The sequence below is a fragment of the Methanosarcina sp. WH1 genome (assembly GCF_000970005.1).
GTDB lineage: Archaea > Halobacteriota > Methanosarcinia > Methanosarcinales > Methanosarcinaceae > Methanosarcina.
On sequence record NZ_CP009504.1, the window covers coordinates 2,549,797 to 2,564,736 of the forward strand.

General features: G+C 44.2%; 13 protein-coding genes. 10 read left to right on the forward strand and 3 right to left on the reverse strand.

What is annotated here, in order from left to right; genetic code table 11:
- Window positions 1-245: 245 nt before the first annotated feature.
- From pyrG to MSWH1_RS11200, 3 genes are all read right to left on the reverse strand, one after another.
- A complete protein-coding gene (gene pyrG, locus MSWH1_RS11190; protein ID WP_048128566.1) occupies window positions 246-1,850 on the reverse strand; it encodes a glutamine hydrolyzing CTP synthase in 1,605 nt (534 codons plus the stop codon).
- Window positions 1,851-2,173: 323 nt separating this feature from the next.
- On the reverse strand, window positions 2,174-2,923 hold the full coding sequence (locus MSWH1_RS11195) for a hypothetical protein (RefSeq protein ID WP_048128568.1): 750 nt from the start codon (window positions 2,921-2,923) through the stop codon (window positions 2,174-2,176).
- Window positions 2,924-2,937: 14 nt separating this feature from the next.
- The gene (locus tag MSWH1_RS11200; protein ID WP_048128570.1) at window positions 2,938-3,120 is read right to left on the reverse strand and encodes a methytransferase partner Trm112; all 183 of its coding nucleotides are present in this window, start codon (window positions 3,118-3,120) and stop codon (window positions 2,938-2,940) included.
- Between the two features lie 562 nt (window positions 3,121-3,682).
- Between MSWH1_RS11200 and MSWH1_RS18350 the strand changes: the two genes are divergently transcribed.
- The 10 genes from MSWH1_RS18350 to MSWH1_RS20880 all read left to right on the forward strand — a co-directional run bounded on the left by MSWH1_RS18350 (window position 3,683) and on the right by MSWH1_RS20880 (window position 14,596).
- Window positions 3,683-4,009 (forward strand): 4Fe-4S dicluster domain-containing protein, encoded by a 327-nt coding sequence (locus MSWH1_RS18350; protein WP_082088117.1) that lies wholly within the window; start codon window positions 3,683-3,685, stop codon window positions 4,007-4,009.
- A 42-nt stretch (window positions 4,010-4,051) separates the two neighbouring features.
- Window positions 4,052-6,091, forward strand: coding sequence for a formate dehydrogenase subunit alpha (fdhF, locus tag MSWH1_RS11210; RefSeq protein WP_048128572.1), 2,040 nt, complete (start codon window positions 4,052-4,054; stop codon window positions 6,089-6,091).
- Window positions 6,092-6,094: 3 nt separating this feature from the next.
- Window positions 6,095-6,571, forward strand: coding sequence for a 4Fe-4S dicluster domain-containing protein (locus MSWH1_RS11215; RefSeq protein WP_052722759.1), 477 nt, complete (start codon window positions 6,095-6,097; stop codon window positions 6,569-6,571).
- Window positions 6,568-7,077, forward strand: a complete 510-nt coding sequence (locus MSWH1_RS17575; protein WP_052722758.1) for a ferredoxin family protein — start codon at window positions 6,568-6,570, stop codon at window positions 7,075-7,077. The genes MSWH1_RS11215 and MSWH1_RS17575 overlap by 4 nt, the downstream gene beginning before the upstream one ends.
- A 128-nt stretch (window positions 7,078-7,205) precedes the next feature.
- Window positions 7,206-7,664, forward strand: a complete 459-nt coding sequence (locus tag MSWH1_RS11225; protein WP_048130446.1) for a universal stress protein — start codon at window positions 7,206-7,208, stop codon at window positions 7,662-7,664.
- Between the two features lie 164 nt (window positions 7,665-7,828).
- Window positions 7,829-8,767 carry a nucleoside recognition domain-containing protein gene (locus MSWH1_RS11230; protein ID WP_048128574.1) on the forward strand — a complete coding sequence of 313 codons (939 nt, stop codon included), beginning with the start codon at window positions 7,829-7,831 and terminating at the stop codon, window positions 8,765-8,767.
- A gap of 436 nt (window positions 8,768-9,203) precedes the next feature.
- Window positions 9,204-10,673, forward strand: a complete 1,470-nt coding sequence (locus MSWH1_RS11235; protein ID WP_048128576.1) for an NAD(P)/FAD-dependent oxidoreductase — start codon at window positions 9,204-9,206, stop codon at window positions 10,671-10,673.
- A gap of 1,305 nt (window positions 10,674-11,978) precedes the next feature.
- Window positions 11,979-13,823: an N-6 DNA methylase gene (locus MSWH1_RS19680; RefSeq protein ID WP_052723170.1), complete on the forward strand. Its 1,845-nt coding sequence runs from the start codon at window positions 11,979-11,981 to the stop codon at window positions 13,821-13,823.
- Between the two features lie 45 nt (window positions 13,824-13,868).
- Window positions 13,869-14,318 carry a hypothetical protein gene (locus MSWH1_RS11250; RefSeq protein WP_048128580.1) on the forward strand — a complete coding sequence of 150 codons (450 nt, stop codon included), beginning with the start codon at window positions 13,869-13,871 and terminating at the stop codon, window positions 14,316-14,318.
- Window positions 14,319-14,344: 26 nt separating this feature from the next.
- Window positions 14,345-14,596, forward strand: coding sequence for a restriction endonuclease subunit S (locus tag MSWH1_RS20880; protein ID WP_369798600.1), 252 nt, complete (start codon window positions 14,345-14,347; stop codon window positions 14,594-14,596).
- Window positions 14,597-14,940 lie beyond the last annotated feature (344 nt).

Sequence of the window (14,940 nt, forward strand, 5' to 3'; positions counted from 1 at the left end):
ATAAAATGTGGTGAAATCACAATACCTGTACATGCTACTGAAGTACAGTGCCGAAACAGATACCATCGTAATCTATTATTCTCAGTTTTAGAAGTATATATCATTTTCCCGCGAAAAGGGAACTCTTTGACTTGAGTATGAGTTATTGGGCTAAAAACTGGCTTTTTAGATTCCAATAAGGATAAAAAGGAGCCAGAAAAGAGGATTGAAGAGAAAAATAATTTTCTTCGATCCCTCTGATGGTGTTACTGTTCTTCCTTTTCCTTCCTGTATTTGCACATTGCCCTGACGAGGCCTTTGAACGGGGGAGATGGCCTTCCCGGTCTTGACCTGAACTCCGGGTGGAACTGAGAAGCAAAGAAGAAACGCTTGTCAGGAATTTCGGCGATTTCCATCCTGTTTTTGTTTTTGCCGGAAAAGACTATGCCAAAGGATTCAAGTTTGTCCACGAAATCGGGATTCACTTCATACCTGTGCCGGTGGCGCTCGACAATGTAATTGGTGCCGTAGAGCTTTGTGGCAATAGATCCTTCTTTAAGGATGGCTTCGTAATCTCCAAGGCGCATGGTGCCGCCCATATCCGCAACTCCGGTCTGCTCCGGGAGGATATCAATGACAGGGTAAGGAGTGTCTTCATCAAACTCCGTGCTGTTTGCATTTTCCAGCTTCACCACATTTCTTGCAAACTCGATTACAGCAAGCTGCATGCCAAGGCAGATCCCGAGGAAAGGAATATTGTTTTCCCTTGCAAATTTGATTGCAAGCATCTTTCCTTCAGTCCCACGTTCGCCAAAGCCTCCGGGAATCAGGATGCCATCAACCTGTATGAGCTTCTCGACCTCTGCAGGATCTTCTTCCAGGGTCTCGGCCTCAACCATGTTGACTTCAACCCTGCACCCATTATCAATTCCGCCGTGCTTGACAGCCTCAAGTATACTGAGGTAAGAGTCCTCAAGGTTTGTATATTTACCTATAATTGCCAGCTTGACCTCGTAGGTTGTGGATTTCATCCTTGCAACCATCTCCCTCCACCCGTTATCTTCAACACAGGACTCAAGTTTCAGGTGCTTCATGAGCTGAGTGGTCAGTCCCTGCTCTTCAATGACAAGAGGCACGTCATAAATATCGTCTGCATCATAAGCGCTGATAACCAGTTCCTGTGGCACATCGCAAAAAAGGGCAATCTTTTCCGTGGCACTTTCATGAAGAGGAGTCTTTGACCTTGCAACGATTACTTCGGGACTCAAACCAAGAGCTCGGAGTTCCTTCACCGAATGCTGGGAAGGCTTGGTTTTCTGTTCGCCCTGAAGGTCTTCCATAACGAGGGTAACATGAATAAAGACAATATTTTCAGAAGGTTCTTCCCTGTGCATCTGGCGGACAGCCTCAAGGAAAGGCATGCTTTCAATGTCTCCGACAGTCCCCCCGATCTCAACAAGACAGATATCAGCCCCGCTCCTGGCTGCAACCTTTCTTATTCTATTCTTGATCTCGTTTGTAATGTGGGGAATGATCTGAACAGTCTTTCCAAGGTAGTCTCCTCTTCTCTCCTTGGAAATTACTTCCTGGTAAACCTTGCCTGTTGTAAGGTTGTGGTCTCTGGTAAGTTCCGTGTCAAGGAACCTCTCATAGTTTCCGAGATCCAGGTCAACTTCACCTCCGTCCCTGAGCACAAAAACTTCCCCATGCTGGTAGGGGCTCATGGTGCCTGCATCAATATTGATGTAAGGGTCGATCTTGATAGCCGTAACTTTATAACCTTTGTTTTTAAGGTTTCTGCCGATGGACGCGATGGTGATGCCTTTCCCAAGCCCGCTCATCACCCCACCGGTAACTACGATATATTTCATGGGTAAGCTTCCTCTATAATTTTTCTAATAGAAGGTTTTAGATCAAAAGATTCCTGTGAACTTTAGACTAAAAAGCAATCAGATGAATAACACATACAAATTATCTGCTTCAATTATTAAGTACGAACACAATACCAATATCTTCATGATATAAAAATTACTCTCTGGTTCCAGGAAAGAAAAAATCTCAAATAGCAAACGAAAAACAAAGTAAGCTTACGGCAAACGAAAACCATAGAAAGATTACAAAACAGCTAAAAAAAAGAACCCAGAAAACTTGATAAAGAATCAAATAAGGTATTTGCCCGGTTTCCTGGGATTACTTAACCTTCTTCCATGATTTTTAGCAGGATGTAGGTAGTACAGGTCACAAACAGGATTGAAAACAAAAGGGCCTGAGCAAAACTGACACTGAACTGGAGTCCAGCTGGCAGAACGAAGTAAAGGAAAAATAAACACACAAGCAGAAAAAAACCTCCAAAAGCCAGGGCCAGTGGAAGCCTTTCGTTCTGCCCCATACCTCTTCGGGTACTTTTTCCTGAGGAGGAAAGCCCTCCTTTAAAGCTTCTCAAGACGGAAGATGAAATCCCACCAGAGCCACCTCCTGTCCTTGGACGTGAGGTTTTCTTTACAGGCTCTGACACGGAAGGCCTTGAGGGAATAAATTCATCCGTATCCTTTTCCCATTTATTAGGCTCGTCTTTTGAGGGCTCCTGCGGCTTTTCCTCTACCTTTCCGATCTGGACTGGAAAACCTTTCTTTTTAGAGCCGTAACCTGCAGTGATGAAGATCTGACCCTTTGTAAGTACCCTGCCATCCTGCGGGATTCTTGCAACTGCGGAAACGTATTCTTTCTGGAGCACATAGGGGTTGTCCCGCAAAAAAGTGATCTGACCTTTTAGTTCTTCACTCACGGAAAGGTGAATATGAGTTGGAGACCCGTAGTTTGTAACCAGAATTTCGAAAGTCTGCTCTCCACCTGGATAAAGAGGAATCTCAATGTTTTCTTTTTCAAACTCAATAGAGTTTATTTCCTGCCGGTTAATGATAACGTTCTGGAATATCTGCTCCAAGTTCAACCCTCACATCAGTTTCTGAGGTCTGGAGGAAGCAAATTCGGAATCCCCTCATCTATGGGATAATGCTCTTTACAGACAGGGCAGTAGAGAGTTCCGGATATGACCTCTTCTTCATTTTCTTCAACAACGTTCAAAATCAAGTCGCCCTTACACATAGGGCAGGCCAGAATATCCATAAGATCTTTTTTCACAAAAATTCACCATCAAAACCACTTTAATCTTACCTTTAACCCTCGTATTGTTCACTCAGAGTATTTATCTTATTCTCTGCTCCCTAACCCTTGATTTTATTTTGTCCCGGGTACTTTTCATCCCATGATTTTATTTTATCCCTGATATCCCTTCATTGGATTTTATTTTATCCCCGGATTCCCAAATCCTTTTATTGGATTTTATTTCCGGTATTCCTTATTTATCAGATTTTACATTTTCCAGGGTGTTCCTTATCACCGTATTTAATCTTATCCTGAGCTTTACTTTTGCCTGTGTACTTACAAATTATTTATGACTTGAGTTTTCATCCATTATCTCCAGAAAAAACTTTAAAAATATATTAACAGATATTATTTTTTCCGAAGGTTTATAAAAAATGACATTTAAGAATTTGTACATTTTACTTTAAAAGTTTTAGGTTTAGAATAGAATATCTAAAATAAAAGAGAAAAACTGATTCTATTTTTTTCAGTACAATGGTTTTTAGAACTCAACTTTTCAACCTGGGAACCGAAACTCAATGAAATAATCTAAAAACTTATAGAAAAAAATGCCCCCTGCACAACCGTCTGCCCCACAAAAGCCCTGAAACAGGATGAAGTTACCAGGGTGGTTACCCATAGCACAGACCTCTGCATAGGTTGCTGGGCATGTTCTATGGTCTGCAACTACGGCGTGATAGGCCGACAGAAAGAAGCAAGAGTAGCCGTGAAATGCGACCTCTGTCCGGGCAGGGAAATCCCTGCTTGCGTGGAGGCCTGCCCCACAAATGCCCTTGTCTTTTTAGAGGTAAAGAAGCTCTCGGGGGTAAAACGCACGGAAGCTGCCCTGAAACTGGCAAGGGGAATGCAGGGAAAAGCCCTCTGAAAAACCCCAACCTTTTCCTAAGAGCACCGGGAGCCAGAAGATATGGAAGAGAAAAACCTGTATCCTACCATCTGCCCTTACTGTAGCCTGGGTTGTGGATTTTTTCTTGAGGTAAAGGAGGGAAAAGTTGCAGGGCTCAGTTATATGCCCGGACACCCGGTAAATGAAGGAAGCCTCTGCCCCAAAGGCAATGCGTCTACAGAGATCCTGACCCACCCTGACCGATTGCTGCACCCCCTCCAGAAGACTGAAACCAGCTGGAAAGAAATCGGCTGGGAAGAAGCTATGAGCCTGGCGGCAACAAAAATGGGTTCCGCCCTGAAGGAATATGGCCCTGATGCCCTTGCATTTCTGGGCTCTGCCAAGTGCAGCAATGAAGAAAATTACCTGTTCCAGAAAATTGCCAGGCTGCTCGGGACAAATAATGTGGACAATTGTGCAAGACTCTGCCATGCGTCGACCCTGACAGGCCTCGGAAAGAGCCTTGGGGCAGGAGCCATGACAAACCCGCTCTCAGACCTTGAGAACTCCGATTGCATCTTCGTGGTGGGATCAAATTTTGCCGAAAACCATCCTGTCATATCCCGCTGGATTCTGCGGGCAAAGGAACGCGGGGCATTTGTGATTGTGGCTGACCCCCGCCGGACTCCCAGCACCTGGCTTTCGGACCTGTTCCTCAGGCTCAGGCCGGGCACGGATGTTGCCCTGTTAAACGGGATGATGCATGTGATAGTATCCGAAGGGCTCCAAGACAGGGAATTTATCCGGAAAAGAACCCTGGGCTTTGAAAGGCTTGAAAAAATCCTTTCCGAATATGCCCCTGAAGCCGCATCCGCAATCACAGGCGTTCCTGCAGGAGACATAATTAAAGCAGCCCGGGAGTATGCAAAGGCAAATGCTGCAGCAATCCTCTATTCCATGGGAATCACCCAGCACATATCGGGCACTGACAACGTTATAGCCTGTTCGGATCTTGCCCTGATCTGCGGGCAGGTAAGGAAAAAGGGAGCAGGTATTTTTCCCCTGAGGGGACAGAACAATGTGCAGGGAGCCTGCGATATGGGAGCCCTTTCCGAATACTTCCCGGGGTACGGAAAAGTTGGGGATAAGGAAGCAGCCGCAAGGCTGAAGAAAATCTGGGCAGCTGAAAAACTTTCGGAAAAACCCGGCCTTACGACCGCGAAAATGAGTGAGGCTGCTCATGCAGGAAAGCTTAAAGCTCTTTACCTGCTCGGAGAAGACCCGGTAAACTCGCATCCAGATTCTCTCAATGTGAGAAAAGCCCTGGAAAAACTGGACTTTCTGGTAGTACAGGACATTTTCATGACAGATACAGCCGAATATGCCGACCTGATATTGCCAGCTGCCGCCTGGGCGGAAAAAGAAGGAAGCTTTACCTCTACCGAAAGACGGGTCCAGTGGGTTTCAAGGGCTATTGCCCCACCGGGAGAAGCAAAAGCCGACCTTGAGATCCTTCAGGGGTTTGCAGAAAAGCTAGGGTTGGGTCTTGAATACAGGGATGCCGGAGAGGTGCTTGCCGAAATTTCCCGGGCAGCCCCAATGTACGGTGGCATAACAAAAGAGAGGCTGCTGCAAGCGTACGGAGTAAGCTGGCCATGTCCCGAATCCGGGCATCCAGGGACCCCTATAATGCACACGGAAAGGTTCAACACCCCTGACGGGTTGGCCAGGCTCATTCCGGTGGAATACAGGCTTCCTGCCGAGAGCCCCGAACCAGCCTACCCTTTTCTGCTTACAACAGGCAGGACAGGGCTTCACTATAACGGAGGTTCTATGAGCAGGCGGAGCAGTTTCCTGCTAGAAAAAGAACCTGAACTCTTTGTGGAAATCAACCCTTCGGATGCACAGACCATGAAAATCGAAGAAGGAAACAACATTATACTGGAAACCCGGCGTGGAAGCACACAAGCAAAAGCCAGGCTGACCGAAAGGGTAAGCAGGGGAGTATTTTTCATGCCTTTCCACTTTTCGGGGACAAACATGCTGACAGGAGACGCCCTTGACAGAGAAGCCGGAATTCCCGAATTCAAAGTCTCAGCCTGTCGGGTAAGGAGGGTATGAGAAATGCCAGCCGCAGTATACTGTGACCTTTCCCGCTGTATTGGCTGCAGGGCCTGTGAACTTGCCTGCCAGAGAGAAAACAAAACCTCACGCATATCCTTAGAAGTCGTGGAAGGACTTGCTCCGGTTCCGGTTTCCTGCCGCCAGTGCGAGACCCCGCTCTGCACGGTTCCCTGTCCCGGAGGAGCTCTAAGGTACGAAAACGGCAGACTCGAATATGATGCTGAAAAATGTACGGGATGCGGGCTATGCATCCTTGCCTGTCCTTTCGGAGCTGCAGTCCTGAAGGGAGGAGTTATTGAACGCTGCGATTTCTGTCCGGAAAAAGAAATTCCTGTCTGTGTAGCCACCTGCCCTACAGCAGCCCTTTTCTGCGCAGAAGCCGAAAGTTTTGGAAAAAATATAAGGCATAGAAATGTGGAGAAAATGAAAAAAATCCTTGATCCTTCGATTGCCGCTGGCAGGGAGGCCCGGAGATGAACGAAAGAATAAGGTTGATTATAGCGGATGAGAAAAAGTGTATAGGGTGCAGGGCCTGTACATCGGTTTGTCCTGAGGGAATAATTCATTTTTCAGAAGAAGGAGGCATGAGGAACATACAGTTCCCTGGAAGCTGTACCCTGAACTGTGAACTCTGCGCCCTGAACTGTCCTGAAAACGCAATAATGTTTCTTTTGAGAGAAGAAAGCAATATAGAAGAAAATATAGAAGGAAAATTGGGAGGAAAATTGGAAGGGGAAAAAAAGGCAGGTGAAAACCGGGTTCTTCTACCGGACAGGATTATTTCCCTCAAACTCACACCCTGTAGGAAGTGCGGAGCCACATTTGCAACTCTCAAGGAACTTGAAAAAGTAAGGAGAGCCATTTCCGAAAAAGTTCCCCTTCTTTCCGGAGAAGATTTCTGGATGGAACTCTGCCCTGGATGCAGGAGGGGTACTTTCAGAGAAAAAGAGGCGAAAACATTGCTCATGACAAGACAGTTCTGAACCTCCGCCCTGGAAGCAAAACCCGGACATCCGGTGGGAAAGGCGCACCTCTTGAGCCCGGACGTGTAGCAGATAAAAACATAAACATTACAGATAATAATGGATATAGAATAGAAGGGGAGTCAAGTATGAAAAGTAATATCTACGGGAAGATAATGGTTGCAACGGATGGTTCGGAACTCGTCAAAAAAGCGGTTGATACGGCGATTGAGATCGCAAGACTGGGCGGGGCAAAGCTCTATGCTATACACGTAGTCGAATCAGGAAGTATTTCCCTGACTCATCCAAGAGACATGGGATGGGATAAAGCAATGAAAGAGCACCTAACTGCCGAAGGAAAGAAAGCGGCAGCTTATGTAGAAACTGCAGGAAAAGCCGCGAATGTTGAGGTCGAACCCGTTATCCTTGAAGGAAATCCAGCGCATGAAATTATTGAGTTTGCAGAAGAAAATGATATAGACCTGATCGTGATGGGAACACACGGCAGGACAGGAGTCCAGAGGTTTTTGCTGGGAAGCGTGGCTCAAAATGTAACGAGACATTCCAGAAAAGCCGTACTCGTAGTGAGAGGAACGGAAGCCGAATAAGATTGAATCTGATGTCCCAGCCATAAATTCAAAACTAAGTAAAAACGCTATGTACAAACGCTAAATGTTAAATTATTAACCTTAAAAACAGGAAGTTTTTAGGACAGGAGTCCCGAACCTTTACTGGATAGATTGATTTACCTGCCCGACCCAAATAAACTTCAATGATAGAACTTTTCCTCAGTGTACTGGATTTTGCTCTTCCGATACTTGTAATGATTTTTGTAGGGCTTGTAGGTACCAGCGTGCTTGTGGAACTCGGCTTGATGCAAAAAATCTCAAAATTTGTAAGCCCTATTTTTGCCTACACGAACCTGCCAGAAACCTGTGCTTCAACCTTCGTTGTGGCAATAGGATCTGCTGTTGCTTCAAACAGTATGCTTTTTCAGGCAAAAAAGGAAAACTGCATTAATGAAAAGGAGGTCGTGCTCTGTTCAATGATGAACGCAACCCCTGCCTATTTTCGGGAGCTCTTCACCTACCAGATCCCCATCGTGCTGCCTGCACTCGGGCTTGTGGTAGGGGGTTTTTACTCTCTTGTATTTGTAATCACTGCAGTGTTCAAGATCCTGGTAATTGCGGTTGCAAGCAAGCTTTTTCTTAAAGGCAACTCCTGCAAAGCCCCAGAGACCCGGAACACGGAAAAAGTGGCTCTGAAGACCGCATTAAAGCGTGCATTAAAAAAAGAGTTCAAGGTTTTCCTGAAGATTGCAGGAATTTACCTCCTGGCAACCACCGTCATCTTTGTCCTTCAGGATCACGGAGCTTTCGAGATATTCAGTGTACTTCCTCTTGCCGAGCTTTTTGAAATCCCTCCGGAGACAATTGTCCCCCTGACAAGTTACGTTGCGAGCCCTATACTCGGAATTTCACTTCTTGGTCCCATGCTCCATTCAGGAGAGATAACAAATGTGCAGGCAATGATCGTGCTTATGCTTGGCAGTATGTTCATGCTCCCGGTTTTTGCCATCCGCAGCCAGCTCCCAAAAAAAGTAGCTATTTTCGGGACACGCCTTGGAGTACAGATTGTTGTGTATTCTACGACACTAAGTATAATTGTAAGGCTTGTAGTTTTGTTATTACTGCTTGGTATAGTTTCCTGAAGCACCGGTTAAAGGTTCTCAAGAAAAATGGAGGTTATCCCAAAAACTGCCGCTTACCAGAGTAGCATAAGTTATCCAAAACAGTATAAGAACCGAAAAGTGCAGGTTGAGAATAGTACAGGTAGTCGTACAGGTAATCATACAGGTAATCCAGAAAAAATGAACACAATGCCTGCCAATGGGAGGGTCTCAGAGTAAATACTGTCCTGAATCATGGGAATGTTTGAAGAAAGTAACTTTTCCGAAGAAACTCGAGACCCTATTCAGCGGAGGTAGGTGTAGCCTGGAGTTGAGTGTAAATACAAGCAGGGAATATAATAATATACCAGGAACTATGGGAATTTACCGAAGGTCATCAAGAAGTTCATATTAATGGGCTTAAAGAAATTCACATGTTATTCCGGGATTAACGTTGAAAATTTTAGGAGAGTGGCCTATGGGTGACGAAAACCAGGCTGTTGAGATAGAAAATGTAGGCTCTGTATATGATGTCGTAATTATAGGGGCAGGGCCTGCTGGGATGTTTTCAGCTTACGAGCTTGCAGCCGGGAAGCTGAAAATTCTTGTTATTGATATGGGCAGGGACATTGACAAACGCCTCTGCTCCATGAAAAACCGGGGCTACTGCATGCACTGCACTCCATGTGAGATCATGTGCGGAGTTGGGGGATGCGGGACATTTTCTGATGGGACCCTGAACCTGCGACCTGACATCGGAGGAGACCTTGCAGCCCTTACCGGAGACCAGACCGAAGCCTGGGAACTGGTGGACAGGGTTGATAAAGTTTTCCTAAAATTCGGAGCGCCTCGAGAAGCTCTCCTTACCGAAGGCCCGGAAATAGAGGAGCTAAAACGCAGGGCCGCTTCGGTCGGAGCCCGGTTTATAGAGATCAAACAACGGCATATAGGTTCGGACAACGCTCCTGCAGTCATAGGGCGCTTCAAAAAGGACCTTGTTGATAAAGGTGTGGATTTCCTGATCGAGACTGAAGTCCAAGGCCTGCTTGTTGAGGGCGGAGCGTGCAAAGGAGTTATACTTTCAGGCGGAAGGGTTATCCGTGCGCGTTACGTGGTCCTGTCCCCGGGGAGAAGGGGCTGCAACTGGGTCTCAGATATGATTGAAAAACATGATATAGAAGCCCGTTACGGGGGGATTGACATAGGAGTCAGGGTGGAAGTCCCTGCAATTATTATGGACCCTGTAACGAAAATCAACCGGGACCCCAAGTTCCATATCCAGAGCCGCCGCTATGATGACTTTGTCAGGACTTTTTGCACAAATCGGCGCGGCTTTGTCGTAAAGGAAGAATATGAAGACTTTATTGCAACTAACGGGCATTCGATGGCAAACACGGAGTCAGAAAACACCAATTTCGCATTTCTTGTCCATATAGAACTGACCGAACCCATGGAAAACACAACCAAATACGCCCGTTCAATAGCAAAGCTTGCAACAACAATCGGTGGAGGAAAGCCTGTCCTCCAGCGCATGGCCGACCTCAGGCGCGGGCGCCGTTCTACAAAGGAGCGTCTTGCCAAAAACCTGGTTATAAACACATTAAAAGACGTCACCCCCGGCGACATCTCGATGGCTCTTCCACACAGGATTGTTATGGATATAATCGAGGGTCTTGAAACCCTAAACGAGATCATTCCCGGTGTTGCCTCGGACTCAACCCTGCTTTACGCCCCTGAAGTAAAGTTCTACGCCATGCACCTGAAAGTCGACCGCCAGATGGAAACCAGCATCAAAAACCTCTTTGCAGCAGGAGACGGAGCCGGGCTCTCAAGGGACATAGTCAATGCCGCTGCAACCGGAATTATGGCTGCAGAAGGGGTTATGAAAAAGATTAAAGAAGAGCTTAAAAGGGTAGAAGGAGACGTGAAAACGATCGACGAAGGCTAAAAAGCAAATTACAAAGGTTATAAGCAAAAGCAAATTACAAAGGTTATAAGCAAAAGTTAATTACAAAGGTTATAAGCAAAAGTTCTAAGGATTGAAAAACTACAAAAAATTATTTTGTTTTTAATTTTGTTTTTAAAAGAGGTGCGTTCTCAAAACCCTGAAAGTTCCGAAAGGAGTTAAAAAAATTTAAGTTTCTCATTTTTGAGTTTGGAAGAGGTTTGAGGTATTTGACTTGTGGGTTGTGGGTTGAGATTTTTTGTTTTATAATCTTTTTAATGTAGGTAAATCTTTGTGGAGTAGGGTTTTTTGCTAGTGGGTGTTCAACTGATGAGAACGCAAGTTATACTATGCACTCAGGGTATATATTATTTTTAACATATAATCACAATGCAGACCTATAACCGATAGCGAATTATACTAACTTTTAGCTTAATAATATAATGTTATATTGATGGTATAACAAAATTCAAAGATTACAAAAAAGGTTAAAATGTGCTGAAAAAGGGTCATCTATGCAAGAACATCAAAAACACAAGACATTTAATAGTTAAAGTGTGAACTACACTGAAAATTACTCCCCGACTAACGTGATAGAATTGAAACTTGAAATGTGATAAAATTGAAAAATGACTTGAAAAATGACTTGAAAAATGACTTGAAAAATGACTTGAAAAATGATTTTGAATTATTTTATTTTTGTTTTAAATTTATATAAAAAGATGTTACGTTCTCATCTAAGAACCTGGAAGTTCCAAATGGCTTTTAGAACATTCTACTTTCTTATTTATATAGAGAAGAGGGTTGAAGTGTCTGATTTGTGGGCTGAAAGTTTTTCATTTTTTAATTTTTTTAGTTTGGGAAGAGGTTTGAGGTTTTGACTTGTGGGTTGAGATTTATTCGTTTTTTAATCTTTTTAGTGGGGTTAATCTTTTTGGAATAGGTGCTTTTTTACTAGTGGATTTTCAATTGATGAGAACGTAAGTTATACTATGAACTCGGAGTATATATTATTTTTAATGTATAATTTACAATACATGAATATAATAGTTAGAGAACCAGACTAACATTTATTTTGACAATTTAATGTTAATCGGTAGTATAAATGGATTCAAAAAAGAAGAAAAAATGGGACCCTGATCCACCAGATCATAAACAAGATAAACGATATCGACTTCACGAATTCAAAAGACCTGCACACCTTCGGCTCAATTTACGAAAAAATCCTCAAAGACCTCAATCCTCAAAGACCTCCAGAGTGCAGGCAATGCAGGCGAGTTCTACACCCCGAGAGCCGTCACCCAGTTCATGGTGGACATGGTTGACCCGAAGCTGGGCGAAAAAGTCCTTGACCCTGCCTGTGGTACAGGCGGTTTTCTGACCAGCACAATAGAACACATCCACGAAAAATACGTGAATTCCGTGGAAGACCACCGCATTTTACAGGAATCCATCTCCGGCGTTGAGAAAAAGCAGCTTCCGCATCTGCTCTGCATAACCAACGTACTCCTCCACGGAATAGAAGTCCCTTCCCGCATCCACCATGACAACACCCTCGATCGCCCGCTCCGTGACTACACCCCGAAAGACCGCGTAGACATGATAGTGACAAATCCGCCTTTCGGAGGCGTGGAAGAAGACGGAATAGAGACAAACTTCCCAACCAATTTCCAGACCCGCGAGACCGCTGACCTTTTCCTAGTCCTGATAATGCACATTTTAAAAGATGGAGACCGCTGCGCAATAGTCCTCCCTGACGGCACCCTCTTTGGCGAAGGCGCAAAGACCCGCATTAAAGAAAAACTCCTTGAGGAGTGCAACCTGCACACAATTGTCCGCCTCCCAAACGGCGTCTTCAGCCCCTACACTGGCATAAAAACCAACCTCCTTTTCTTCACCAAAGGCGAACCCACAAAAGAAGTATGGTACTACGAACACCCCTACCCCGCCGGCTACAAGTCTTACTCCAAAACAAAACCCATGCGCATAGAAGAATTTGCCCCGGAAAAAGCCTGGTGGACCAAGCGCGAAGAAAGTGAAAACGCCTGGAAAGTAAAAGTAGAAGACATAATCGCCAGCAACTACAACCTCGACATCAAAAACCCAAACACAGTTGAAAACGACCACGGGGACCCTGAAGAACTGCTGGAAAAAATACCAGACCCTCCTTTCCGAAATAGAAGAAACCCGAACCGCCCTCAAAAAAGAACTCATGGACGCGCTGGCAGGGAAAAACGCATGAATCCGGACGTATTTTTTGAAAACTTTGAACTGCTTACAGATGCGCCGAATGGGGTGCAGAAGTTGAGAGAACTTATTTTGCAGCTTGCGGTGATGGGAAAACTCGTGCCACAAAATCCAGAGGATGAAACAGCTTCGGTTTTGAGCGGAAAAAATACTAAACCTTTACAATCTGTGCGAGAAGATGAACTGCCATTTGATTCTCCAAAAGGCTGGATTTTTACTCGTATGGATCATGTTTCAAATGCTATTCATTATGGATATACAGCTTCTGCAAATACCACTTTGAAAGATGTTCGACTGCTTAGAATCACAGATATTCAAAATAACAAAGTTAATTGGGAAACGGTTCCAGGTTGTGAAATTGATAAGCATAAGTTAGGCGCTTATGCTCTAAACAACAATGACCTACTCATTGCTCGAACAGGAGGAACTATAGGGAAATCCTACTTGGTCGAAAATTTAACTTTAAATGCGGTTTTTGCCTCATACCTCATTAGAATAGTACCAAATAATTTGATATTCCCTAAGTATTTAAAATTATATGCGGATTCCCCACTTTACTGGGATCAACTCTATTCTAAGTGTGCTGTAACTGGTCAGCCAAATGTAAATGCAACATCTTTAAAGTCTTTGATCGTCCCTCTCCCACCCCTCGCCGAGCAAAAACGCATTGTCTCTAAAGTTGACGAACTAATGTCCCTCTGCGATAAACTCGAAGCCCGCCACCAGAAAAAACAGGAAATCCAGAGCAAATTCAACAGCGCCGCCCTTGACAAAATGTTCAGCGCAGAAAATCAGGAAGAATTCGAACAGAACTGGCAGCGCATCTGCGAAAATTTTGATTTTCTCTACGACAACCCTGAAAATGTTGGAAAACTAAAGCAGGCGATTCTTCAGCTTGCGGTATAGGGGAAACTTGTAGAGCAGAATCCAGAGGATGAGCCGGCAAGTGTTTTGATTGAGAGGATTGAAGCGGAAAAAAGACAGCTAGTTAAAGAAGGGAAAATTAAAAAATTCTCACCTTTACCTGTTGTAGATACTATTGAAATACCATATGAAGTACCTACAAGTTGGGAATGGATAAGATTCGGTAAGATTGTCGAATCAATGATGAACGGTATATACAAACATGCAAAATATTATTCAGAGGACGGAATCGGCTGTCTTAGAATGTATAATATCAATGGTGGGGAGATCAATCTCAAAGATTTAAAACGAATGATTTTGACTGAAGACGAGCTTAAAAATTATCAACTTTTAAGTGGAGACCTGTTAGTTAATCGAGTGAATAGCAGGGAACTTGTTGGAAAAGCTGGTGTTATCCGAGATTTTGGTGAACCTTTAGTTTTTGAAAGTAAGAATATCAGAGTGAGATTATTAATGAAGGAAACTCTTCATGACTAATAAATATTCTATTTCAAACAAGAGAAATCAGGAAAACATTTGAAGGCGATGCAAAGCAGACATGTGGTCAGGCTTCAGTAAACCAAGTCCAAATAGAAAATCTTTTAATTCCTCTCCCACCCCTCAATGAACAAAAACGCATCGTTGAAAAAGTCGAGCAACTCATGGGTTTGTGTGATGAACTTGAGGAAAAGTTAAGGAAGTCTCAGGAAGATAGCGAGAAACTTATGGAAACGGTTGTCAGGGGTTTGTTAGAAGGAGCCGCCACCAAAATATAATAAATAGAGTTGTGAAAATCTTCCCGAAAAACCATATTCACTATCTCGGACCTGTCTTTTCACCGAGCGAACGCTCAGCCCAGTCCGAAAAAGCAGGGCAGGATAATACTCATAAAGCCGATAATAACATGGCTTCTGGAATAACACCATCGATACCCTGAAAATCACAACTTTAAAAATCCCAGGATAAAAAAGAATTGTCAGTGATATTGATAATATGGGGATTGGGCATCCGGGTATTGGAGAGTGGGGGGTATGGGGGGGTTAAAAAAAGAGTTAAAAACAAGTCTTTAACGACCTTTCCAGATGCCCACTAGTCTAGTTGATTTAATGATATATATAAA